General features: G+C 33.9%; 25 protein-coding genes. 6 read left to right on the top strand and 19 right to left on the bottom strand.

The features are described 5' to 3' along the window. The 7 genes from esaA to BAQ48_RS20435 all read right to left on the bottom strand — a co-directional run. Positions 1 to 1,930, bottom strand: a 1,930-nt coding sequence (esaA, locus tag BAQ48_RS20465; RefSeq protein WP_071712610.1) for a type VII secretion protein EsaA, incomplete at its 3' end; no start/stop codon positions are given. Positions 1,931 to 2,056: 126 nt separating this feature from the next. Beyond that, positions 2,057 to 2,353: a WXG100 family type VII secretion target gene (locus BAQ48_RS20460; protein WP_000918601.1), complete on the bottom strand. Its 297-nt coding sequence runs from the start codon at positions 2,351 to 2,353 to the stop codon at positions 2,057 to 2,059. A gap of 317 nt (positions 2,354 to 2,670) precedes the next feature. Further along, entirely contained in the window at positions 2,671 to 3,099 is a 429-nt protein-coding gene (locus BAQ48_RS20455; RefSeq protein WP_071712609.1) for a GNAT family N-acetyltransferase, read from the bottom strand. 3 nt (positions 3,100 to 3,102) lie between these two features. Further along, complete coding sequence (locus BAQ48_RS20450; protein ID WP_071712608.1) at positions 3,103 to 3,468, bottom strand: cupin domain-containing protein; 366 nt, start codon at positions 3,466 to 3,468, stop codon at positions 3,103 to 3,105. A 12-nt stretch (positions 3,469 to 3,480) separates the two neighbouring features. Further along, complete coding sequence (locus BAQ48_RS20445; RefSeq protein ID WP_071712607.1) at positions 3,481 to 3,966, bottom strand: GNAT family N-acetyltransferase; 486 nt, start codon at positions 3,964 to 3,966, stop codon at positions 3,481 to 3,483. Continuing rightward, positions 3,963 to 4,523, bottom strand: a complete 561-nt coding sequence (locus BAQ48_RS20440; RefSeq protein WP_071712606.1) for a 2'-5' RNA ligase family protein — start codon at positions 4,521 to 4,523, stop codon at positions 3,963 to 3,965. The genes BAQ48_RS20445 and BAQ48_RS20440 overlap by 4 nt, the downstream gene beginning before the upstream one ends. A gap of 6 nt (positions 4,524 to 4,529) precedes the next feature. Continuing rightward, positions 4,530 to 5,096 carry a GNAT family N-acetyltransferase gene (locus BAQ48_RS20435; RefSeq protein ID WP_071712605.1) on the bottom strand — a complete coding sequence of 189 codons (567 nt, stop codon included), beginning with the start codon at positions 5,094 to 5,096 and terminating at the stop codon, positions 4,530 to 4,532. Between the two features lie 136 nt (positions 5,097 to 5,232). Between BAQ48_RS20435 and BAQ48_RS20430 the strand changes: the two genes are divergently transcribed. Beyond that, positions 5,233 to 5,859: a DUF1648 domain-containing protein gene (locus BAQ48_RS20430; protein ID WP_071712604.1), complete on the top strand. Its 627-nt coding sequence runs from the start codon at positions 5,233 to 5,235 to the stop codon at positions 5,857 to 5,859. 32 nt (positions 5,860 to 5,891) lie between these two features. On the opposite strand, the gene BAQ48_RS20425 is transcribed toward BAQ48_RS20430, so the two are convergent. Together BAQ48_RS20425 and BAQ48_RS20420 are read right to left on the bottom strand one after the other, a co-directional pair. Then, a complete protein-coding gene (locus tag BAQ48_RS20425) occupies positions 5,892 to 7,019 on the bottom strand; it encodes a metallophosphoesterase (RefSeq protein WP_071712603.1) in 1,128 nt (375 codons plus the stop codon). A gap of 119 nt (positions 7,020 to 7,138) precedes the next feature. Next, positions 7,139 to 7,561 carry a GNAT family N-acetyltransferase gene (locus tag BAQ48_RS20420; RefSeq protein WP_071712602.1) on the bottom strand — a complete coding sequence of 141 codons (423 nt, stop codon included), beginning with the start codon at positions 7,559 to 7,561 and terminating at the stop codon, positions 7,139 to 7,141. Positions 7,562 to 7,692: 131 nt separating this feature from the next. Here BAQ48_RS20420 and pdxR point away from each other — a divergent pair, with 131 nt between their 5' ends. Then, positions 7,693 to 9,108: a MocR-like pyridoxine biosynthesis transcription factor PdxR gene (gene pdxR, locus BAQ48_RS20415; protein ID WP_071712601.1), complete on the top strand. Its 1,416-nt coding sequence runs from the start codon at positions 7,693 to 7,695 to the stop codon at positions 9,106 to 9,108. Positions 9,109 to 9,197: 89 nt separating this feature from the next. Here the strand turns inward: pdxR and BAQ48_RS20410 are convergent, their stop codons facing one another. Then, positions 9,198 to 10,043 (bottom strand): YitT family protein, encoded by an 846-nt coding sequence (locus BAQ48_RS20410; protein WP_071712600.1) that lies wholly within the window; start codon positions 10,041 to 10,043, stop codon positions 9,198 to 9,200. A gap of 233 nt (positions 10,044 to 10,276) precedes the next feature. Here BAQ48_RS20410 and BAQ48_RS20405 point away from each other — a divergent pair, with 233 nt between their 5' ends. Together BAQ48_RS20405 and BAQ48_RS20400 are read left to right on the top strand one after the other, a co-directional pair. Then, positions 10,277 to 11,155: an aminoglycoside phosphotransferase family protein gene (locus tag BAQ48_RS20405; RefSeq protein WP_071712599.1), complete on the top strand. Its 879-nt coding sequence runs from the start codon at positions 10,277 to 10,279 to the stop codon at positions 11,153 to 11,155. A gap of 23 nt (positions 11,156 to 11,178) precedes the next feature. Beyond that, positions 11,179 to 12,069 (top strand): GNAT family N-acetyltransferase, encoded by an 891-nt coding sequence (locus tag BAQ48_RS20400; protein WP_071712598.1) that lies wholly within the window; start codon positions 11,179 to 11,181, stop codon positions 12,067 to 12,069. A gap of 20 nt (positions 12,070 to 12,089) precedes the next feature. On the opposite strand, the gene alr is transcribed toward BAQ48_RS20400, so the two are convergent. Further along, positions 12,090 to 13,265, bottom strand: coding sequence for an alanine racemase (gene alr, locus BAQ48_RS20395; RefSeq protein WP_071712624.1), 1,176 nt, complete (start codon positions 13,263 to 13,265; stop codon positions 12,090 to 12,092). Between the two features lie 171 nt (positions 13,266 to 13,436). On the opposite strand from alr, the gene BAQ48_RS20390 reads away from it, so the two are divergent. Continuing rightward, the gene (locus BAQ48_RS20390; RefSeq protein ID WP_071712597.1) at positions 13,437 to 13,898 is read left to right on the top strand and encodes a DinB family protein; all 462 of its coding nucleotides are present in this window, start codon (positions 13,437 to 13,439) and stop codon (positions 13,896 to 13,898) included. On the opposite strand, the gene BAQ48_RS20385 is transcribed toward BAQ48_RS20390, so the two are convergent. The 8 genes from BAQ48_RS20385 to BAQ48_RS20350 form a co-directional block, all read right to left on the bottom strand. Further along, positions 13,867 to 15,063: an MFS transporter gene (locus tag BAQ48_RS20385; RefSeq protein ID WP_071712623.1), complete on the bottom strand. Its 1,197-nt coding sequence runs from the start codon at positions 15,061 to 15,063 to the stop codon at positions 13,867 to 13,869. The two genes, BAQ48_RS20390 and BAQ48_RS20385, sit on opposite strands and share 32 nt — an antisense overlap. Positions 15,064 to 15,265: 202 nt before the next feature. After that, entirely contained in the window at positions 15,266 to 15,811 is a 546-nt protein-coding gene (locus BAQ48_RS20380; RefSeq protein WP_071712596.1) for a MarR family winged helix-turn-helix transcriptional regulator, read from the bottom strand. 148 nt (positions 15,812 to 15,959) lie between these two features. Beyond that, entirely contained in the window at positions 15,960 to 16,736 is a 777-nt protein-coding gene (locus BAQ48_RS20375) for a Cof-type HAD-IIB family hydrolase (RefSeq protein ID WP_071712595.1), read from the bottom strand. Positions 16,737 to 16,742: 6 nt separating this feature from the next. Further along, positions 16,743 to 17,333: a histidine phosphatase family protein gene (locus BAQ48_RS20370; protein ID WP_071712594.1), complete on the bottom strand. Its 591-nt coding sequence runs from the start codon at positions 17,331 to 17,333 to the stop codon at positions 16,743 to 16,745. 92 nt (positions 17,334 to 17,425) lie between these two features. Continuing rightward, positions 17,426 to 18,670, bottom strand: coding sequence for a stage II sporulation protein P (gene spoIIP / locus BAQ48_RS20365; RefSeq protein ID WP_341350498.1), 1,245 nt, complete (start codon positions 18,668 to 18,670; stop codon positions 17,426 to 17,428). Between the two features lie 34 nt (positions 18,671 to 18,704). Continuing rightward, positions 18,705 to 18,923 (bottom strand): hypothetical protein, encoded by a 219-nt coding sequence (locus tag BAQ48_RS28120; RefSeq protein WP_207544845.1) that lies wholly within the window; start codon positions 18,921 to 18,923, stop codon positions 18,705 to 18,707. A gap of 953 nt (positions 18,924 to 19,876) precedes the next feature. Beyond that, the gene (locus BAQ48_RS20355; protein ID WP_000226247.1) at positions 19,877 to 20,845 is read right to left on the bottom strand and encodes an SPFH domain-containing protein; all 969 of its coding nucleotides are present in this window, start codon (positions 20,843 to 20,845) and stop codon (positions 19,877 to 19,879) included. Positions 20,846 to 20,847: 2 nt separating this feature from the next. Next, the gene (locus tag BAQ48_RS20350; RefSeq protein ID WP_071712589.1) at positions 20,848 to 21,276 is read right to left on the bottom strand and encodes an NfeD family protein; all 429 of its coding nucleotides are present in this window, start codon (positions 21,274 to 21,276) and stop codon (positions 20,848 to 20,850) included. 269 nt (positions 21,277 to 21,545) lie between these two features. Here BAQ48_RS20350 and BAQ48_RS20345 point away from each other — a divergent pair, with 269 nt between their 5' ends. Then, on the top strand, positions 21,546 to 22,763 hold the full coding sequence (locus BAQ48_RS20345; RefSeq protein ID WP_071712587.1) for an MFS transporter: 1,218 nt from the start codon (positions 21,546 to 21,548) through the stop codon (positions 22,761 to 22,763). Positions 22,764 to 22,766 lie beyond the last annotated feature (3 nt).

Here is a 22,766-nt window from a genome sequence, read left to right as displayed (position 1 = left end):
GGTTTCCTCCGTTTCCGTTATCTGTCCCTGTTCCGCCTCCTGGGTTTCCTCCGTTTCCGTTATCTGTCCCTGTTCCGCCTTCTGGGTTTCCTCCGTTTCCGTTATCTGTCCCCGTTCCGCCTTCTGGATTTCCTTCGGTATTATTGTTATTCTGTTCTGTCTTTTGAATGATAGGCTTTTTAACAGTGTTTACTAGCGGCATCATTCCATACTGCGTTTTATTAACTACATTTTCTACCTTGCTGTTTTCTGTTTTTGTTCCTTCATTCTCTTTATTTGGTTCTTCTTTTTTAGGTTCTTCGTTTCCAGAACTAGTTTCTTTCTCGTAATTCCCATTTAATTTCCATTCCCACGTTACAGGAGAGAAAACATCTATATTGACGCTTGAATCTATTAACTTCACACGAAGGCTAATATTTAAATCGCCTTCATTACGCGCAGATATTGCAACTGATCCGTTTTGCAAAAATTCACTTGTACGGTCCACACCATCAATTAATAGCGAATCTGTACTTCCATATAATTCAAATCCACTAGGAATGCTTACATTCATGGTTTGCGAAGAATCCATTCCAATTATTTTCGCTGTATCACTGAATGTAATTCCATCTTTAAACAAACTTTCTTTTACTTCTTTAATTGAATTTCCTAAAGATATGTTATTTGCAGGATCATAATAAAAATTATTTTCTTTACTATATTTATTTGTAAATTGGATTACATTTTTCAATTGTAATTTCGTTACATCAGGCAAATCACTTTGAACGATTTCTTCCATATTTAAACTAGGCAACTTCGTAATTAAATTTTCAATTTGTTGCTTAATTCGAATATCCGGTTGTTTCATCAACGAATTTATAACTACTTCTTGTTGTCCATCATTTGAAATAGACTTTTGTAATCGTTTCAGGATTGTCGCTTGAATGTCACTCTCTAACTTCCCTGCAAGTTCTGTATCATATTCTGACACTTGTTTTTTGACATCTGTTAAATATTTTTGAATTGCTGAAGCATCAGCTAAAATATTAGGATCTTTCTCTGAAAGCGTAAATTGATTTGCGATTATTTTATTTGCAGATTCTAGTGCGCTTAATTGTGTTAAAACATCGCCTGTATTCATATCGCTCATATACTGATTAAATTGATTTGTAAAATTATTCGCTAACAGATTATTATCAGTTTGCATTTTTTGAAAGTTATTAAATCCTTCTACATACGTATTATTAGATTTATTCCCTTCATCTAAAGCTTGACCAAACCCTTTTAAAACATCCTGGAATCCTTTAAAACTATTAACAGAAACACCCGTGTAATCTTGTACCGTTTTAAATTGGTTTGTGTAATTTGCCAACGGGCTATGTACATCTTTTTTATACATAGTCGTTTGAGTGTTCCCTTTTTCGATTATTTTACCTATATTATCTTGCGCACCTTGCAACTTACCGATAATACTTGCAAAATAAACATCAATGATTTGCTTATTAAAATCTTCTAAAATAGCAGAAGCTGTATTTTCCGCCTCAGCTTTCAAATCTTTATTTCCAGTTGCATTTACTTTGTAATTTAACGTTAATTTCTCTGGAAGTTCTGAATCAATCGCAACGGCCTTTCTAGAAAAATCGTTAGGTATTACAATCATCATATTGTAATTATTATTTTTCAAACCACTTTCTGCTACCCCACGACTAACTACGTACCATTCTTGTTTCGTATTTTTATTTACATTTTTAACAAATTGATCTCCAAACGCTATTTTATTACCTTCAAATACAGTACCTTGATCTTCATTCACCAATGCAACTGTCATTTTTTGTGTGGTATTCTCATTTGCTTTCTTAACATTTTGATTTAACGCTAAATAGGAGACTCCTGTTGATAGCACAAGAGCTAAAATAATAAACAACAAGATGCTCCACTTGAACTTTTTCACTACCTATCACTCCTGCGACTGCAAGTCTATTAAGTTAAAGACTCCATATCTTACTCTAGTTTTAAAGTAATTTAGCCATACAACGTATGGTTGCATGGCTAAATTATGTAGTTCTTTTTATCTGTCTTATTGTAGACCGAAATTACGAGAAAGATCTTCGTCATGTCTAGCAACAGCTTCTGCAGTTTTATTAAGCTGCATATTAATTTCTTGTAATAGCTGAGCAAAGTTTTGTACTTTTGGCTTTAATTGATTGAACTGTTGATCAAAGCCTTCAAAAGCACGACCTTCCCATTCTCCTCTTAATTCATTTTGTAAATTTTGTAGCTGACGTAAAATGTCCTCAATTTGATTTGCCCCTTGTCCATATCGAGTCGCTTTTGATTTAAGCTCCTCTGGTGACATACGAATTTGTCCTGCCATTATTAAATCCCCCTTAAAATTTAAAAATAGTAAAATTAATCCAAAATCAATTCTACAAATTGATTATATCAATAATTTAAAAATTTCTAAACAAAAAAATGATATTTTCCCAAAATTTCTCTTTTACTATAATAACAATATATTATATAATGTTAATTTATCTATTTTTCATTCATACCCTATACATTTACTATAAAGTTCTTTACATTTATTTTCTGAAAGGCAATGATCTCCCCTCAACCAATATGATAGGAGGTTATTAAAGTTGTTTAAAATGTGGTTTTTATTTTTCTTCTTCTCCCACTCGCAATATTTTCTCACTTCAAACTCATTATCACTTGCCTTTCAACAAACCCAAAATCTTCATATATCTCTTTCGCAAAATTTCCAGCATATACATTCAAACGAATTTCTAAATACTTCTCCTTCAATTCCTTAATACCAGCTTCCATCAACTCCCGTGATAATCCTCTACCGCGATATTCTGGAAAAACGTACAACTCATATATAAATCCAAGTTTTTCACGAGAAAAATAGTCTACACTTTCCCCTATTAATATCCATCCTAGTACTTTATTTTCTTCTTTAACGACTAAATAATATGCTCCTTTTTCTAAAATCGGCTTTGTAATTTCAAAGGCTTTCTCTATACTTAGCTGACAATTCCCTCTCGTCCCTTCAAAAAGTGACTGAGCTGCATATTTTAATATTTCATTGGTATCTTCTTGATTTGCCTTAATTATCATTTTTCACAACTCCCCTTGAATAATAGGCATTACTATCGCTTGTTCCAGATTCTCCGCTTCCATAACAATTGCCGTTAATCCATGTTCTGTACTTGTCTCATGAAACTCTCCCTTCTCCCAAAACACAGCTTGTCCAGCTTTTATTTTTACTTTTTCTTTATTTGTCCCACATACATACCCTTCTCCGCCCACAATAAGAAGCAGTTGTGATACAACTGCTTCATGATATCCAATAATTCTATTCGCTTGTAAATGCATAGCACCGATATGTATATTCCCTTGATAGTTTACTATTTTCGACATTATGAAATTAGACTGAAATACCGATAAGTGTTTTCCTACTTTTTCACTAAAATTAAATATCTTCATTTCTAGTCCTCCTTATATGTATAAAACCATCCTTACCGTCTGCATTAAATGTCCCTCGAAGTCTTCTTCAAATTGCTCCAATTCAGCAAAACCTTTCGCTTCATAAAAACGCTTTCCTTTTTCATTTGCCGCTTCTACATGTATGTATAGTTTCCGAATCCCTTTTAATACCGTCAGCCCTTTTTGTAATAAACCACTACCTATTCCTTTTCCTTGCTGATCTGGCAATAAATAAATCGCACCTAATTCCGCTTCATTTTGCAGTCTAACAGGTGAGAAATTTGCAAAGCCAATCACTTTCCCCTCTTCTTCTGCAACAAATAAATGTGTATTTTTAAGACGGTATTTCATTTTTTCATCAGAATATGCCTCGTCTAAAAAACGATCTTGAATCTCTCTCGGAATAATACCTTCATACGTATCATGCCAAGCTATTTTCGCCACTGATTGTACAGCATGAATATCTTCTTGCTTCATTTCTCTAATTATATATGTCATCTCGATGTCTCCATTCTCTTTAAATTATATTCTGCTAATATACTAGAAGAAATGGCAGAACCATTTTCATAATTTACCTTAATTAATTTTAATTTCTCAATTGAAGCTGTTGCGAAATCAAATTTTTCATATACATATTCCATTACATTTAAAAACTGATTTATATTTACCCTATTAGCAATCGTGCAATGCGGAATCCATTTTCCTGGTACGTAATACGAATTTAGATTATCGTGAAACGTCTTGAAATAATCATGATAAGAATGATGAAACCTTAACATTTCATCGGTAGTAGTCGGCGCTAGAAAAATTGTTCCATTAGTAGGAAAAGTTCCAATAGAAGGAAAGTCTACTGTAGCCAAATTTTCTTGAGTAGCTACAAACTTCTTTAATTTTTCAATATATACAGTAACATCTAACTCATTATAATCGGCAAGTGTAATATGTGGTTCTACTCCAGCTAGTTGATTTGTTCCAATTATATTTGTTAATTCATTTTGCAATGCTCTAATTTTATTAGTAAATACATCATCAAATGTAGCAATCGTAGCGTACATACTTCCTCACCCCTTCTTTACACACAGCGCTTCCCATTCTTCACGAATCATTCCCATTCGAATAGAATCATAGTACTTTCCATTATAATATCGGCAGTTTCGCATTCTACCTTCTAATCTCATTCCTATTTTCTCTGCTACTTTCATCATTCGTTCATTACCAGACCAAGTCGTGAGCCCTACTCTACCAATCTCCATCTTTTCAAATAGTAAATCTCGATATAATATTAATGCTTCTGTACCGTAACCACCATTCCAGTATGCTGGATCATAAATAACAATTCCCATCTCTAACCAACGCGTCGGTTTATGCTCCCAATAAAATCCGACTGTTCCAATAATTTGGCCGTTATGTTCTATAATTAAATTTGAAAGTGGTTCTTCTTGTAAACGAACCTGCATCTTCTCTTTATAAGACGGATATTCTTGCATTGAAAACGGAAAATACGGTGCATCCCATTTTTTCCATTCTGGATTTTCTTCTTTAAATACGATATTCCATAATGTTTTTATATCTGATTCTTCTATTGTACGAATAGTAACTTTCTTTCCTTTTAATATAACGTTTTGCATAATTACCTCCTACATCCCTCTTCATTTCATATATAATTATAATATTTTTTCAGAAAAATCAAAACAAATATAGCGTATTTTATTGTATAATTTTGTTATAAGATACCAATTATTCATTTAGAAAGCTGGTGATTTAATGAATAATCGATTTAGTATTGCTTCATTTCTCACTATTATTACGACAAATATTATTCTCTATTTCTTCTTACCATCAAGTATCGTTACAAAATGGGACTTCAATGGAACGCCTACATCAACAATGGATAAAAGCACTTTTGTGATCGTAAATATAATTATATGTTCCTTCTTATTCTTTCTATTTTTAGCTTTATCTAAAGCTGCAGGTAACCAAAAATTTCTCATTTGGACTGGCAATACAATGTTACTATTCTTATTTTTTGTTGATATTGTCATTGCACTCATTGCACTTGGCTTCTCACTTCCTCTTGATCATTTAATATTTTTAGCATTAGGTTTATTATTTATATTAATAGGCTATTTCAGTTCCCAAATTGATACGACTAAGTCAACAGTTTCATTAGAATGGAATGATAAGCATCTTGAAAAAAGAGCTTCAAATATTTGTAGTATTTCAATGATGATCGCAGGTGTTTTTTTAGCGATACTTCCGTTTATCGTTTCTGCTCCGTATAGAGGTTATGGCATACTAGCGATTATTTTAGGAATGACGATTATCATTTTACCGAGTACGATTTATTTACTTATTAAAGACAGCAAGCAATCTACTCCTTTAAAAAAGTAATTAAAAAAATAGGAGGTTACATCCCTCCTATTTCAGCTTAATGTTTTCTTTTTCACTTTTTCTATCTCAACTAAAATCCCTTTCTCTATCCAGCCTTCTACTCCATCTCTTTTAACTAAATCATATCCTGAACAGCTTCCATCAATGAGAGAAACAATATCACCTTTTCTTACGCTTATTTGCGCACATGAAATATCCGTTTTCACTGTGTATTCACCTGAATCTAGTTGCTTTATGTATTCATCTTTCACAGAAAGTAATTTATTCGTTTCCTTTTGCCTGCATATTGTGTAATCTTGCTTATTCTCAATAGGCTCAATGTAATAATATGGATAGGTAACCCCGCCCTGCATTGTTACATCGGCATGAAAATCTGCTATTACTTCATACTCTGGAAAACAGTCTACATATGTATAAGAAAACGTATCACCAGCATCTGTCCTCTGAATGATAAATGCGTTTAATTGCCCTGCCTCTTTAATCGCATTTCCCCCATCAATTGCAATAATCTTTTTCTCTTTATCAATTACTGGATTATTAGAGGGTGCCTTATTTGAATAGTTCACAACCGGCCAATGTCCAACTACTACATACTGATTTGCACTATGTGATTTATTGAAAAACTCCGGCATTGCTATCGCATTTTTCCTCTCTGTTTCTTTCCAATCTTCTCTATCTTCTAGCCCTGCATGTACAAAAATATAATCTTCTGTTTCAATCGTTGTTGGCAACTCTGTTAGCCAATGTATTTCCTTTGAAAACTGACTTATTAATAATTCTCTTACTTCTCGAATAGAAGTATCTTCATGAATAGAGAAATGCAATCGCTCTAACCATTCATTAAAAATCGAATGCTTTCTCGAACATAAATAATTAATGAGCCCAGGATTTTCATTTAGAAGGGCATCCACTAAAACCTCACAATTCCCTTCAACAACGTGAACATTTGAACTGTTCTTCACAAGATTCATAACATAGTTTATTACACCAATGCTATCTCTTCCTTTTTCACAAAGATCTCCATTAATAATTAAATAATCTTCATCTTTAAAGTTAACTTTATGCAGTAATTCTTTTAAAAGTGATAATTCGCCATGAATATCAGATATTACGATTACTCTTACATCATTAGGGATTGATAATTTCTTTATTTTCTTCAAGTATAAGCGCTCCAATCATTCTCTTTCTTACTTTATACAAACAATTCAACAAAATAAATTATAAACCTTTCTAATTGAAAGAGGTTCTATATATTATGTCATATAGAACCTATCCTCCTTTATAAATTTTTATGAAAAGAATAACTCACTTTATCATATCCTTCCCTTTCATAAAAACGGTGGGCATCTAGTCTAGGAAACGCTGATGTAAGAGCGATAGACTCACATCCGTATTCCTTTCCCCAGTTCTCTATATACGAAAGCAATACATTCCCATATCCTTTTGAACGATGTGCTTCTGCTGTTACTAAATCATATACAAATACATGTTTTTTGTTATAAAAATTCGTGCAAATCGTTACACCGGCAAGGCTAACAACTTCTCCAATTTCATCGTATAAAGAGAATAATTTATAATTCTCTTCCTTCATTTTTCGAAATAAAAAGCTTGCTTCCTCTTTTGAAAGTTTCGTTCGTAATTGCTGTAAAACAGGTAATACTTCATCTAATTGTTCTTCTGTTACTACTTCTTTAACGTTCATTATAACTCTCCCCTAACTATTTATATAATTTTCTAAATGTTATATCATTATTATAGAAAGTAACTGCCTTCATCTTAAGTGACAGATTAATTCTTTTTTATAAGGCCAGTTTGTAAAGGAGGGGGCTAATAATGGATCTTACTATCCCATTACAATTAAAAAACAAAATACCAATTTACTTACAAATTTACGAATATATGAAACGAGAAATCTCTCAAGGATCACTATCTGCCGGTACACGTCTTCCTTCTCACAGAAATTTAGCAGCACAACTTAACGTGAGTCGTATTACTGTTGAATCCGCTTATCAACAATTACTAGCTGAAGGTTATGTAGAAAGCAAACCGAAACGTGGTATTTTTGTAGCGAACGTCGATATTGACGTGATTCCAAATAAAAGATTAGACGTAACAAAGGAAACGAGCAATTCTATAGATGAACAATTTGAATATGACTGTAGCCAAGGGCTTATTGATCAAACCGCTTTTCCAATTACACACTGGAAAAGAGCATTACAAGAAGCAATACTAAAGTACGAAAATACTTTGTTTGCTAAAGAAGACCCCCAAGGCGAGTTCGTTATTCGAGATCATATTTCAACATATTTATATCATGCGCGCGGCGTACATGCCTCACCTGATCAAATTGTGATTGGCGCTGGGACCCAGCCACTTCTTTGGCTACTACTCCAACTACTTGGTCCCACAAAAGAATACGGGATTGAAAACCCCGGATTTCACCGTGTACATGCAATTGTTAAAAGTTGCAATCGTAAAATTCACCCTATTCCATTAGATGAAAAAGGGATTCATATTTCTAGCTTATACAATACAAAATCTAATGTCGCATATGTTACACCATCACACCAATTTCCACTCGGAATGATTATGCCTTTGTCTAGAAGATTGGCATTGTTAAAGTGGGCCAATGATTGTAACGGATACATATTGGAAGATGACTATGATGGGGAATTTCGCTACACCGGCAAACCAATTCCGTCTCTACAAAGTCTCGACTCAAATGAACGTGTTATTTATATGGGGACATTTTCAAAGTCTTTTCTCCCTTCTTTACGAATGGGATATGCAGTTTTACCACCGCACCTTTTAAAAACATATAAAGATTTGCACGGTATTTTTAAACAAACAGTCTCTACTATACAACAACTTGCATTCGCTCACTTTATACAAAGTGGGAATTGGGAACGTCACATTAATCGGAGTCGTACATTATACAAAAGAAAACATCATACATTAGTAAAATCCATAACGAAAGAAATGAGTACTAACGTTCAAATTCTTGGCGAACAATCCGGACTTCATATCGTTCTACGCGTCCATAACAGTATGAATGAAGAAGAACTTATTGAATCTGCTAAGAAACAAAGTGTTAAATTATATCCACTTTCTCCATATGATTTTGTAACTGACTTACGTAAGGAACCCTACATATTACTCGGTTTTGGTAGTATTCCCGAAAACAAAATTGAAACGGTAGTTAAATTATTAAAGAACGCTTGGTTTCCTAGTTTAAAGGGCATTTGCTAACAGTTCGTTTAACTTGTAATACATTAACAATTCAATAAAACAAAAAGAAGGCTGTTCCAAAATAAATTTTTGAAACAGCCTTCTTCTAGTTATCCACCTGATCGTGAAGCCCTTCCCGGACGCTTAACACCCGTTGTTTCTGTTGAATAAGAAGCTTCAATTATTGCAGTTGGATCTACAGAGAGAACGAGATCTTTCATTTTCGGATAAATGAAACGGTTTGTAATACAATAAATGATTCTCTTATGCTCTCCTAAAAAACCACCTTCTCCATGTAGATACGTAACGGATAATTGTAATTCTTTCATTAATAGATCGCCGATTTCTTTATTCTTACCAGAAATAATCATGACGCTCTTACCTTGATTAATACCATCTAATATGAAATCAATCATCTTCGTAACAATATAGAAAATTGCTAATGAGAACATCGCTTGTTCGATTGAAAATAAAATCGCTACAAATATGAAAATAACCGCATTTACAGCAAGTAAAAATGTACTAATCGGTACTTTAAAATGTTTGTTCATCCAAACTGCTAACATTTCTGATCCGTCAATTGCACCGCCCATTTTCACTACAATCCCTACACCAATTCCAAACAGTACTCCACCATAAAGTACGATTAATAGTTCAGAAGTTGTAATTGCCGGGAATGGTTTTAAATAAATCAATCCGAGTGTTGTAACAACATTTGCATAAGATGTACGGATAAAGAACTTCTTTCCCATTACTTTTGCAGTAAATAATAAAATTGGGATATTAAGTCCTAAAAACACACCATAAAGTGGTAATCCTGCGACTTTATTTGCCATAATCGCAATAGCCGTTACCCCGCCATCTACTAATCCATTAGGTGCTAAAATAAGTTCTAATGAACCCGCTACAATAATGGAGCCAATTGTTAATAATACGTATTCAAATACTTTTTTCATTCATTACCCCCAAAACTTATACATTTTCTTAGTATTATCATAACTAATTTTTTTCGCAAATACAAAGAAATTGCCTTATATACACACATTTTTCACCTTTTTGGTAATTCTTATGTAGAATCTCAAACTCTAATACAATATATACAGAAATGTTAGCCATCCTAATTTTCACTTTTTAATTACATTGTGTTATATAATCAATTTATAGAATTTACAGAATAAGGAGTCCTTTCATGTTACAACAACTATTCACTTCACCTATTTTATCCGTTCACCCCTTACATCCAGGTTATGAAGACCATGCAAGTGACGTGTTTCTTGTTAAAACAGAAGCTGAAGAAGTTATTGTTCGTTCTTCAAAAATGACTGAAGAACCAAACAATGATTTTTGGTGGGGATGCAAAAACCTTTTTGGAATTGATCCACGGAACGTACATCATCTAGAAAAACTACACGCATTATTAAAAAAGCATACGACATTACCTATCCCGACGATTTTCCAAAAACATGTTTTAAATGGACGAGAGTATGTTATCGCCGAAAAACTAACAGGAAGTACGCTACAATCCTTTCTAGGACAACCTGATTCTATTTTATTTAGCCTTGGAAAGGGTCTAGCAGAAATTCATTCGTTTCAGGCAGATTTTATAGGAAGCCCATTAAGTACTTTCCAAGTTCCACTAAAAGAGTTTAACTCTCACATTTTAAAAGTAAGTAAAGACCTTATACATATGTTTTATTCCGATAATACAAGCATACATAACGCATTTCACACTTTTGAATCCCAGCTCTCTTCCCTATCGATACCAAAGGAATCTACACTCGTATTAATCGATATGGATCCCACTCAGTTTTTATCGGATGGTACAACTATTACGGGCTTAGTAGATACTGAAGCTTACGCAGTTGCTCCACGAGAGTTTGATTTTATTGGATTAGAATATGTACTTACAGAAAAAGAAGCTCATGCTTTTAAACAAGGCTATGAGACTATTATGCCTATTCCTCATCTTGAAGAATGTAGACAACCTTATCGATATTTGTATCGGTTATTATCTGTTCAAGGTAATGTAGAATTAGAAAAGTGGTTATGTCATCCATCCTATTTTTAATAACGATTGTGAGGGATTATGAAATGAGTATTAAAAAAAAGAAATCTGTAACAGCAAACGAAATGCAGCAAATGAAAAATTTAGCTTATATTTGTGGCCAACACGACCAAATTGATTACTCGTCAGATTTACATGAAAACTTTTTAACTACTCGTAATAAAGAAGAAATAAATGATTTTTTATTTTATGATGATACTCAATTAATCGGTGCACTAAGCATGTATGACTTTGAAAGACCAACAAAACTAGAGTTAATAGGATTCGTTCATCCGAACTATAGAAAACAACAAATAGGCACTACTCTTTTACAAACCGCAATGAAAGAAATACAGAACAGAGAGGTAGATGAAGCCCTTCTTATTATTAATGGCGACTCCACCTCAGGAAAATCATTTGCAGATTACTTGAAATTACCTTATCTATATAGCGAGTATAGTATGGAGTTCAAATCAAAAAAAACACAAAAAAAACTGGAGAATACTATACAACTTACACTTGCACCTACAGAATCACTTCCTGATCTTATCGATGTCTCTAGTAAAGCTTTCGGCGACTCTGTAGAAAATACAGCTATATGGTTACAAAAAATGTTGCATTCATCTTCTCACCAAGTATACAGCGCTCTTATCAATGACAACGTGATAGGAACAATTACAGTTGCTCACCAAGAGCATTTTACTACATTATCAGGATTCGCTGTGCACCCTTTTCATCAAGGACAAGGATATGGGAAAGATATCCTCACTACTATAGTTCATCGCCTCATTTCTGAAGGTGTTGCAACGATTATACTAGATGTTGAAACAAAAAATAATAATGCTTTAAAGCTTTATACACATTGCGGCTTTGAAATTATAATGAAGCATAATTACTATAACTTGTTACATAGCCCTCTTTTCATTTATAACAAATAAAAAAACTGAATCGATATGATTCAGTTTTTTCTTAATATATTTACAACCGCAGTCGTTTCTTCATTTTCTTTATAAACACGTGGAATTCTTCTATCTAACATACATGTAACTTCATAGTTAATTGTACCTAACATATCTGCTATTTCTTCTACCGCAATTTCTTCTTCACCTTGTTTGCCGTAGAATACAACTTCGTCTCCTACTTGTACTGGCATTGCTTTCGTAACATCAAGCATAAGCTGATCCATACAAACGCGGCCAATAACAGGTACTCTGACCCCATTAATTAAAGCTTGCCCTTTATTAGATAACTGACGATTATATCCATCCGCATACCCAATCGGTACAGTCGCAATCCATTCTTCACCAGTTGTTACATACGTATTTCCATAACTTACACCGCGATTTTTCTTCGCATGTTTAACATGTGCCACTTTTGATTTTAATGACAACGCAGGCTGTAAGGATACAACAGCATGATCCACTTCTTTTGAAGGATACATTCCATAGATTCCAATGCCGACACGAACCATATTTTGAAATGTGTTGCTAAGTTCCATTGATCCTGCACTATTTGAACTATGAATATATGGGATGTGAATTCCTAATTCTTTCGCTGTATTGACAGCTTTTTCAAATAAACTTGTTTGCATATTCGTATATGATTTATCAATTTCATCTGCCGTAGAGTAATGTGTAAATATGCCCACTACCTCTACATACTCCATACGGTTTAATTCTTCTAAAAATAGTTTAACCTCTTCTTCTTGTAAACCGATACGACTCATTCCTGTATCAATTTTAATTTGAATATGTGCTTTCTTTTGAAGGTGTTGCGCAATTTCATTTATGCCTTGTAAATCTTCTATTCTATAGACAGTCATCATAACATCATATTGAATTGCATATTCAGCAGCTGCAACTGATGTATAACCCAATATTAAAATTGGTACAGTAATTCCAGCTTCTCTTAATTCGATTGCTTCATCTACAAATGCAACAGCGAGTTGGTTTACCCCAGCCTCAATTGCCGATTTCGCAACTTCCACTGCCCCGTGGCCATACCCATTTGCTTTTACAGCAGCCATCATTGCAATCTGTTCATTGTTCACATGTTTTTTAAATTCTTTTACATTATGTTTTACAGCATTTACGTCGATTTCAACAATTGTATCTCTTCCATATTTCAAACTCATTGGTCTAACTCCTAACTCAATAATTGCATTCCATTCTATTTCACGTTTCATATGACCTTTTACAATATAATACTTTTCACTATGCTAGTCAAACTACTAGAATTTTCGGAATTTTTAGTATGATATAATACCCTCAAGAAACTATTATATATGGAGACGAGGAGAATTACAATGTTTGTACAATCTGCATTACATCAACTTAAAGTTGCTATTGATACATCTATTCAAATGCTGAATCAATATACTGAAAATGATTTAAAGATAAAGCCGATTGAATCAAAGCGGTCATTATTTGAAATGTGCACACATCTCGCACTTATTTGCCATGCAGATTTACTCATTTTAAATGGCATTACGGAAAAAGAGTTACATACCTTTTATATAGAATATACCCCTGAAACAATTGCTCATATGCAAGAAACGATGCTCCAAGGATACGATTTACTTTCTAAAACTTTTTCATCCTATTCCAATGAAGAATTAGCGGAAATTAAGACTGCTTATTGGGGTATTTCTTATTCTAGATTCGAATGGTTACTTGAAGTGGTTGCACACTTTTATCATCATCGCGGACAAATTCAAATTTTATTATGTGAGCATGTTAAAGATTCTTGCATTCCTTTATTTGAATAAAAAGAGTGGAAACAAGACCAATAAAGAGTATTACTCCTAATAACATAAACGTCTGAGCATAGTCCCCTATTTTCATAAGATAAATAGAAATAATTGGTCCTATACTAGTTCCTAAAAATAAAATGAAAGTATAAATAGAAACTGCTATTCCCCTTGCTCTCCCTCCTAATTGGCCGACAAGAGAAACTAAAGATGGAACCGATATAGCAATACCTATTACGAAACAGACGCTCATCATTACAAGTAACGGCAGCGTCGAAATAAATCCCATTGAGCTTAGACTAAAAATAGCAACCAACAATCCTCCTTGAAGAACTTTCTTTACTTCGAACCTCTTTGTTAAACGACCTGCAAGTGGTGATAGTAACATACCAAATAACCCCGCTAAGCGAAAATAAAGAATTTGTTCTGCTGTTAAATTGTAGATAGGTGAACTCAAATAATTGCCTAAAACAGTATACATATTAACAAAAGCCATTAATAAAACAAACGCAATCATATAGCTCCATACTAAGCTTTTATGTGTAAAAACTTTCTCCATCTGTTTAATTGGCGCCAAAATATCCGTATAAGCTTGAGATATTTCCCCTTTCGGAAGAGAATAATGAACCCATACAGCAGTGATGATATAGACAATGCTAAGAAGAAAGAAAACCATATGCCAGCCAAAATACTGACTAACAGCAGTACTTATTACTTGCCCTGCAATTCCAGCTACTAAAAAACCGGTACTAACAAATCCTATTGTTGTAACCTTTTTCTCTACTGGAAACATTTCTACAACGTAAGCTAACGCTACTGGAGAAAATGTAGCTGCTGCTATCCCCTGTAATCCTCGAAGAATAACAAGCCAAAATAAGCTATCCACAAACCCTAATAAAAAAGAAATAATCGCCAGTGCAAGCAATCCAATAAAGATCACTTTTTTTCGTCCATACTTATCAGAGATTGCCCCAAATAACAAACAACCTATAGCAAACCCTACAGAAAATATACTACCTGTAGCCGCAGATTGCGCTAATGTAACCTGAAAAAGGTCTGAAAATAGAGCAATTAAAGGAATCGTCACATATAGGCTGGACATAACCACCATACCTGCCCAACATAATACAGCTGTTATTACTGTATAATTCCTTTCACTACTTACTTCTTTTGATATTTCCATCATAAAATCTCCCCCTTACAATAATTTTCCTCATCGATTTAAAACTTCTAAAGTAAATGACTCAACATGAAATTCCATCAACACTCCCTTAATTCATTTACGTTAAAAGATACATCATCGTCCCTTTTAATTAGCTAAACATATAATAAGTCAACCTAATTATATGTTTAAATAAAAAAGTTGACTCTCACAATCAACTTAATTACCTACCTTCTCCTAATTTCACCTGCATATTTACTTGCATTTTATTTAATAACTTCTCTAAAACTTGACGCTCTTCCTGATTAAAGTCGTCAACTAATGAAGCGCAAGATAACCAAAAAGTTGGTAAAGATTGCGTAACTAGTTCTTTTCCTTTCGGAGTAATTTTCACCTTTAACCTTCTTCGATCTTCAGAATGATGAAATCTTACGATTAACGCTCGTTTCTCCATCCAATCTAATAAGCCAGTAACAGAAGCACGTGTTATCCCTAATCGACTCGCAATATCCGAAGGACTCATGTTCACTTCTTCTCCATTTGATTCCATTTCACGCAAAATAAACAACAGTAAAAAATCTAATTTACTTTCCGAAATACCAAGCGGAGCTAAATCTACGTCAACAGCATCAAGAACATTATCAGACGTCCATAACATTAACAAACCAAGTTTTGCTGCGATTGGATCCGTATCCGCTGATGCTGTCTTTTTTATTAGCTCTGCATACGGCCCAATCCCTAAAGGAAGAGAATCATTTTTTGAATTCATTCATCTTCACTCTCCTTTCTTTTCAATTAATTAGCTTACCTAACTACTTTTCATTATACTCACATTTTTCCTTTTATTGCAAGAATATTGTTAAACAAAAAAATCCTGCAATTCAAACAGGATTTTTTAAACTGACTAGCTATTATTTTTAAATCATACTAAACTTCTTTAAGGCAAAAGAAATACCGCCTTCACTTGATTTCTTTGTAACGAAATCAGCTTTTGTTTTTAACTCTTCTCCGCCATTTCCCATTGCAATCCCTAATCCTACATACTGCAACATCTCAATATCATTTCTGCCATCTCCAAAAGCAACAGCTTCTGATTTACAAATGTTTAAGTGATCCAATACTTTTTGAATTGCAGTTAGCTTCGATACTTTACTATCTTCCAATACATTTATAACGTAACTATGAAAACGCTCAAACGTAAGCATTGGATATCTTTCAAGAAATTTTTGAGCTTCAATTTCATCCCCATACAGACATAAACAATAGACCTCTTCTGACAAATCCCTGCTTTTTTCAGGATACTTTGCTAAATTTAACGTCTCGTTAAGCGCTTGAATTACACGTTCATTATCCGAGGCTATTCCGTTCATTGCAAATTCTTCTGTAAAGTAAGAAACACTATGACCATGTAATTCAGCAAAGTTTGAAATATCATGAACAATTTCACTTGAAAGTACCGATTTATGTATTACTTCATCCTCACACTTTATATGTGCACCATTTGCAGAAATAAACGTATTTATGCCCAGCTCTTTAAATTGTGAGCATAAGCTATATGGTCTCCCTGTTGTAACAACTACATGAATCCCTTTATCTATTAACCTTCTTACTGCTTCTTTTGTACTTTCGTGCATACTTCTATCAATCTCACTTAAAAGCGTACCGTCAACATCGAAAAATACAACTTTATACATAAATCACTACATCCCGTCTAAATGATTCGTATCATTAATGAAATGTACCGTTTTTTGTTCACCATCAATTTCAATTAAACTTATTCCCGTATCTCCCATTTTAAAGTAATAATCCATTGAAATTGGCATTTGGAAAAATGCTCGTAATAAACTATTTATTACACCACCGTGTGCAACGATTGCTATCCGACCATATGTATTCTCTGTAACGATTTTAGAAAAGATTCCTTCTATCCTCATTCGAAACTCAATAAATGATTCTCCATTTTCAAAACGGTCATGAAGAAACTTTGGCTCAGGATACTTCTTCGCTTCTTCAAATGATAGACCTGCTTGTACCCCATTATTAAACTCCATTAATTCCTCTTCTAATTGAATTGGACAACCAATTGCTTCCGCTAACGTTTCAGCAGTTTCGCGCGCACGTTTTAATGTACTTGCCCAAATGAAATCTGGTACAAAATCCTTTTTCACTTTCTGCACAAGTCTTTGCACTTGCTGTCTTCCGTTTTCTGTTAATTCAAAATCAGCTCGTCCTTCATGTACATTCAGAATGTCCGCTTCGGATTCTCCGTGTCGTATTAGTAGTATTTGCATTCGTTCCCCCACTCCCCGATTCAATATTCACAAAATTACATTATATCACATTTTTTTACTTTCCATAACAAAAAGGAACGGTCTCCCGTTCCTCACCCATTTACCTTCTCCGCATCATTCCAATAATACTTACTAAGTGCTTCCGTTAATACATCAATTGTGTTATATAATTCATCTAACGTATTATCCACACCACCAACTTCAATTAACATCGCATTTTTAGATAAATCTTGGTTATAAACGCCATTTCCATCTTTTTTATATTTCGGAAATATCCCTCTACTTAATCCGTAATAGTTTTCATCTAAATAACTATTGATTGCTCTTGCAATTTTTTCATTTTCTGCACGCCCTTCATTTTCCATCCCAATTATAAAATATAACCTTGCATATGATTTCCCGTTAATTACTTTTGTAGTTACTTTCTTGCGCTGGTCATCACGGTGTATATCTATCGGAAACGCAATTTTATTATTTTGCGCTAATGCTTCTTTTACATATTCATGAGATGCTTTATACGATTGCGGCCATTTCCATTTTTTACTCGCTAATAAATCCCCCATATTCGTTTTATCATGAACAACTGGAATTCCTTGTCCTTCCAGTTGTTCCTTCATCCGTTTCCCTAGTAAGGACACGTTTACATCTGGACTCGATGGATCGGTAGCCCCTGGTAATAACGGATAAAAGGATTCCCAGCTATGTGTATGGTAAATATACACTGCACTTTCCCCTTTTTTCGCTCCGTTCTTTTTCTGCACTGGATTATTCTTTTCCGCTTCTGTAACTTTATCTTTTGCAACTTCTCTCTCTTTCGTTACTTCTTCAATCGGTACACTAGATTCATTTGGGATATTTGTAAAGTTTGTCCCTTCTCCAGCTACAATAATGTTAGAGTAATACTTTGACATACCTGGCACTTCTTTACCGACAAATGTCCTTAAATCTTTAATTTTCAAATCTGTCGCAATAGAAAACATTACATTCCCAACTGACTCCCGTTTATTCTGCTTAAAATAATCAAATCCATAATAGCGATTCTCACTTTCTATCATTTGAACAAAACCTTGCATAGATACTTTTCCAAACCATTGATTCGCATAATTTGATTTCATTGTATGTAAAAGAGACGTCAAAATCGACGCTATAATAATTACTACTAGTGCATATAAAAAAAGTAACGAAATTAGTTTTTTTCCATGTATACGAGTTGCATACTTTTTCACTATATCACCTTCTTTATACATGGATATGTACAAGCCTTTCGTAATATACGCACTAAAAGAGAAATGACAAGTTTTTATAGTACTTTCGTCCGCATCGTCACTGACATACATAACGCATTACAAAACTAAGAAATTTATTGCTAAATTATGCACAACTATATAAATAAAACACCATCACAAGATGGTGTTTCCCCTTATCTGTCGCATCTACAATATCGTTCCGGTTGACTGCAGCTATTACAACATTCACATGGATATGAATCACACCTTCGACAACAGCGGCAATTTGCCTCTCCACATTCATTACAGCATTCGCATGGATAACTGTCACATCGACGGCAACAGCGACAATTCGCCTCCCCACATTCATTACAGCATTCACACGGATAACTATCACATCGACGACAGCAACGACATGGATATTGGTCACAAGTTCCGCAGCATTTACAATGGCTTTCAGGCTCATTACAACCGTTACAGCGAACTTCATATTTATCATCTTCATAGTCTCTGTCTCGTTGACTACGTCCTAAAATATCATCTGCTTCATCCACCTTATGTCTATAACCGCTATGTCTTCTATAAAAGTATGCATCATCCTCTGCTTGTTTCTTTCGATATTCCTCGTCTGACATCCCACTCTGTTTTTTTGCACTTGTATGAGAAAATCTAGAATTATTTCGGTCGTATTGCACTTCATCATCATGTCCATAAAAGCCCTCATAGCTTGCATCAGCAACTCTTTTTTTAGGTTCTCTAACTCGGCCACTGCTAAAACCTCTAGCATTATTTCTTTCGTCATCTAATTCTTCAGAACTCGATGAATCAAACAATATTCCTGCTGCAAATAATACAACAAAGAAAGCAAAGGCGGCATAAAGAATCGAATTAGATAGAGCAACAAAGAATAAGACAACAGTACCTAAAAAGAACAACACACTTTTTACATTTCTTTTTGCAATTGTAGAAAGCACAATAATTAAACCACAAACCAATACTACGGTTGTAGCACTTGGCAGGTCAAAAAAATACCAAATACACGCTACAATTGTTGCTAATATTACTAACATAAAATCCCCCCTGTTTCCCCCTCTTAAAAATCATATGAAATACATTACAAAAAATAAATATATAATTTTGTTTTTTATTAAAATCATGAAACTTAATGAAAATGCGATAGAAACAATTCGCTCCTAATTGCATCTCTATTCATTAAGAAATACCTGAAACAAGAATCTGTTATTTTAAAGGGACTACTATTTGTTATCCTGCTCAAAAATAAAAAGAGAAATGGCATCCCATTTCTCTTCCTCAATCTTATTGTTCTTTGTCTGTATCATTCGAAGGTAATTTCTTCGCTTGTTTTTCTTTAAAGATTTCTCCAATCGCCCCAAGAGTACCAAGTGTTTCAATGGCATTAGACGGAATAAATACTTTATTAGCTGGCCCTTTTGCAACTTCCACTAAAGATTCAAATGATTTGTAAGCAAGTACACGCTCATCTAAATTCGCTTCACGAAGTAATTCAATGCGGTTCTGTTCTGCTTTTGCAATTTCCTCAATCGCTCTTGCTTCCCCTTGCGCTTCTAATTCTTTCGCCTCTTTAACACCTTCAGCTTCTCGAATACGTGCTTCTTTATCCCCTTCAGCCATTAAAATTTTACTTTGCTTTTCCCCTTCAGCTCGAAGGACTTTATCTTGTTTCGCTGCTTCCGCTTCTAAAATAATCGCACGTTTATTACGTTCTGCTTTCATTTGTTTTTCCATTGATGCTTGCACATCTTTTGGCGGATTAATATCGACAACTTCAACACGTTCAATACGTACGCCCCATTTTTCTGTTGCTTCATCAAGCGCTAAGCGGATTTCTGTTGAAATTTTTTCACGACCAGATAATGTTTCATCCAGTTCCATTTTACCAATAATTTGACGCATCGTTGCAGAAGTAATGTTACGTACACCATATTCATAGTTTGAAATACCATATGTCGCAAGTTCTGGTTCAACAATTTGATAGAAAATAATTGTATCAATTTCTACTTGAACGTTATCTTTCGTAATTACCTTTTGCGGTGGTACATTTGTTTGTTGAATACGTAAATCATGATATACACGAACACGATCGACAATCGGGATTAAAATATTTAACCCTGGATGCATTATACGTTGAAACTTACCAAATCTTTCAATAACCCCAACTTTTTGCTGAGGAATAATTTTAATTGTTAATGCAATAAATGTAACTACAATTAGCGCGAATATAATCGTTAACGTTAATGCTACCATATTTATTCACTCTCCTTTTTCACTTGTAATATAGTACTATGCCTCTTTATAACAACAACCTTTTCTCCAACATCAATTGGATCATCTGCAATAGCTGTCCAAGTATCTCCATCTACTTTCACAATACCATTCTCTTCACTTGTAATCGCTTGCATAACAATTACCCTTTTACCGACAAGCATATCTACTGTATCAGTAAAACCTTTTGCTTCTCGAAAGTTTTTTGAAATTCTTTTCGTAAAAAACGTCAATGTTAAACTTACAATCCCACCAACAACAACTTGTAAAAATAGCGCATCAGGAGCGAACAAAGCAATAAGACCTCCGACAACAGCTCCAATTCCAAGCCACAGCATATAAAACGTAATCGACAACATTTCTGCTATAAATAAAATACCAGCTATTATAAACCAAATTACCCAACCAGCCATATGCAGCCCTCACTTTCTTGCTATTTTTTATATGTATATGAAGAAAAGAATGGTTTATCCGCCCTTTCTCATACATGGGCGTTTGCTACAAGCTATTGTATATATTCGCTGTTACAATGAGTATTATTAAAATACTATATTAATATATTCTTCATTATACATGAAAATTCCTTTCAAAAAATGACAAAAAATTTAATTCTTTCAAAAATTAAATCCCTAAATTATAATATTTCTAACTATTGTATTTTTTTAAGAAGGGATGATTCTGATTGCAATATCGTTCACTAGTTTACTATCTAGGGTCGAAAATATGCATTACTCTCGCTGACATCGTATACGTAATGATTATTACAACTCATATCTATATATCAACGAAATCAGCTACTATTACTGCTCTTTTTCCATTATTGCAAGTTATCACTAACCTAATTGCTAACATATCTGCACCACTTATCATGAATCGTTTTCCGTCTTTTTCGTTGCTATTTACTTTGCAATGGATGAAAACAACTCTTTTACTGTTATTAACGGTTTTATTTCCAGTCATTTCCACAAGTATTTTAGCCCTATTAACTTTCATTTTTTTCATTTCATTATGTAGTGGTTGGAGTGCTCCATTATTATACGGCATCCTTCCACGTCTGGCGCCGCAAGGAAAATTGGTAAAAGTAAATAGTATCTTTTCCTTTTCAACACAAATTACACAAGCGGCTGCTTATTCATTCACAAGTATTGTAGTACTTCTCATTGGCGTTACTTCTACACTCATGATTAATAATATTTTGATGATTTTCGGATGTATTGCATTGTATTTTTCATTACGTCCCATACATACTGAAAAAGTAACAGATCCTTCCTCTTCAAATAGTACTGCTTTATTAGAAGGCTGGAAACTACTATTTCAACACCCCTCTTTGCGCACAGTTACACTAATGGACTTAATTGAAACTTTCGCAGGAACAATATGGATTGGTGCTATTACGATGGCTTATGTAACGACTGTTCTTCATAAAGGAGAAGAATGGTGGGGATATATTAATACAAGTTATTACGTTGGCACGTTAATTGGCGGTCTATTAGCGTGGAAAATGAGTACATACATTCAAAATAATTTAATACGCTCTATGGCGATAGGCTCTCTTATATTTAGTATTCTTACATTTTTATACGGTATGACAAGCAGCGGATTTATCGCGATATTCCTATGTGTTCTAATGGGACCATGTTACCAAATTAGGGATATTTCTCAAACGACTGTTTTGCAATCCAGCGTCGCTCCATCTTTATTATCGAAGATGTATACAGCTCACGGTGCTCTTCTCTCAACAGCTTCTGGCCTTTCTATGCTTAGCGTTGGAATTATTACTGATATATTCGGTGTTCGTACTATTTATATCATCGCTTCTTTTCTTATTTTATGTTCTGCTTGTTTATCTTTTAGCTTATTAAAATATCATAAGACAGAATCGAAAGGTATTTCACGGTAATTA

Source organism: Bacillus luti (assembly GCF_001884105.1).
In the GTDB taxonomy this organism is placed as follows: domain Bacteria; phylum Bacillota; class Bacilli; order Bacillales; family Bacillaceae_G; genus Bacillus_A; species Bacillus_A luti.
This window is presented reverse-complemented; position numbering and strand designations above follow the sequence as displayed.

Bases quoted from the DNA above. Each gene is read 5' to 3' on its own strand.
- BAQ48_RS20385 (WP_071712623.1), bottom strand. From the start codon at position 15,063: ATGGAAATATCAAAAGAAGTAAGTAGTGAAAGGAATTATACAGTAATA.
- BAQ48_RS20440 (WP_071712606.1), bottom strand. From the start codon at position 4,523: ATGTACGCTACGATTGCTACATTTGATGATGTATTTACTAATAAAATT.
- BAQ48_RS20460 (WP_000918601.1), bottom strand. From the start codon at position 2,353: ATGGCAGGACAAATTCGTATGTCACCAGAGGAGCTTAAATCAAAAGCG.
- BAQ48_RS20420 (WP_071712602.1), bottom strand. From the start codon at position 7,561: ATGAACGTTAAAGAAGTAGTAACAGAAGAACAATTAGATGAAGTATTA.
- spoIIP (WP_341350498.1), bottom strand. From the start codon at position 18,670: ATGTATGTCAGTGACGATGCGGACGAAAGTACTATAAAAACTTGTCAT.
- BAQ48_RS20410 (WP_071712600.1), bottom strand. From the start codon at position 10,043: ATGAAAAAAGTATTTGAATACGTATTATTAACAATTGGCTCCATTATT.
- BAQ48_RS20370 (WP_071712594.1), bottom strand. From the start codon at position 17,333: ATGCAAATACTACTAATACGACACGGAGAATCCGAAGCGGACATTCTG.
- BAQ48_RS20350 (WP_071712589.1), bottom strand. From the start codon at position 21,276: ATGGCTGGTTGGGTAATTTGGTTTATAATAGCTGGTATTTTATTTATA.
- BAQ48_RS20375 (WP_071712595.1), bottom strand. From the start codon at position 16,736: ATGTATAAAGTTGTATTTTTCGATGTTGACGGTACGCTTTTAAGTGAG.
- BAQ48_RS20405 (WP_071712599.1), top strand. From the start codon at position 10,277: ATGTTACAACAACTATTCACTTCACCTATTTTATCCGTTCACCCCTTA.
- BAQ48_RS20390 (WP_071712597.1), top strand. From the start codon at position 13,437: ATGTTTGTACAATCTGCATTACATCAACTTAAAGTTGCTATTGATACA.
- BAQ48_RS20430 (WP_071712604.1), top strand. From the start codon at position 5,233: ATGAATAATCGATTTAGTATTGCTTCATTTCTCACTATTATTACGACA.
- BAQ48_RS20455 (WP_071712609.1), bottom strand. From the start codon at position 3,099: ATGATAATTAAGGCAAATCAAGAAGATACCAATGAAATATTAAAATAT.
- BAQ48_RS20450 (WP_071712608.1), bottom strand. From the start codon at position 3,468: ATGAAGATATTTAATTTTAGTGAAAAAGTAGGAAAACACTTATCGGTA.
- BAQ48_RS20445 (WP_071712607.1), bottom strand. From the start codon at position 3,966: ATGACATATATAATTAGAGAAATGAAGCAAGAAGATATTCATGCTGTA.
- BAQ48_RS20435 (WP_071712605.1), bottom strand. From the start codon at position 5,096: ATGCAAAACGTTATATTAAAAGGAAAGAAAGTTACTATTCGTACAATA.
- alr (WP_071712624.1), bottom strand. From the start codon at position 13,265: ATGAGTTTGAAATATGGAAGAGATACAATTGTTGAAATCGACGTAAAT.
- BAQ48_RS20380 (WP_071712596.1), bottom strand. From the start codon at position 15,811: ATGAATTCAAAAAATGATTCTCTTCCTTTAGGGATTGGGCCGTATGCA.
- pdxR (WP_071712601.1), top strand. From the start codon at position 7,693: ATGGATCTTACTATCCCATTACAATTAAAAAACAAAATACCAATTTAC.
- BAQ48_RS20400 (WP_071712598.1), top strand. From the start codon at position 11,179: ATGAGTATTAAAAAAAAGAAATCTGTAACAGCAAACGAAATGCAGCAA.
- BAQ48_RS20355 (WP_000226247.1), bottom strand. From the start codon at position 20,845: ATGGTAGCATTAACGTTAACGATTATATTCGCGCTAATTGTAGTTACA.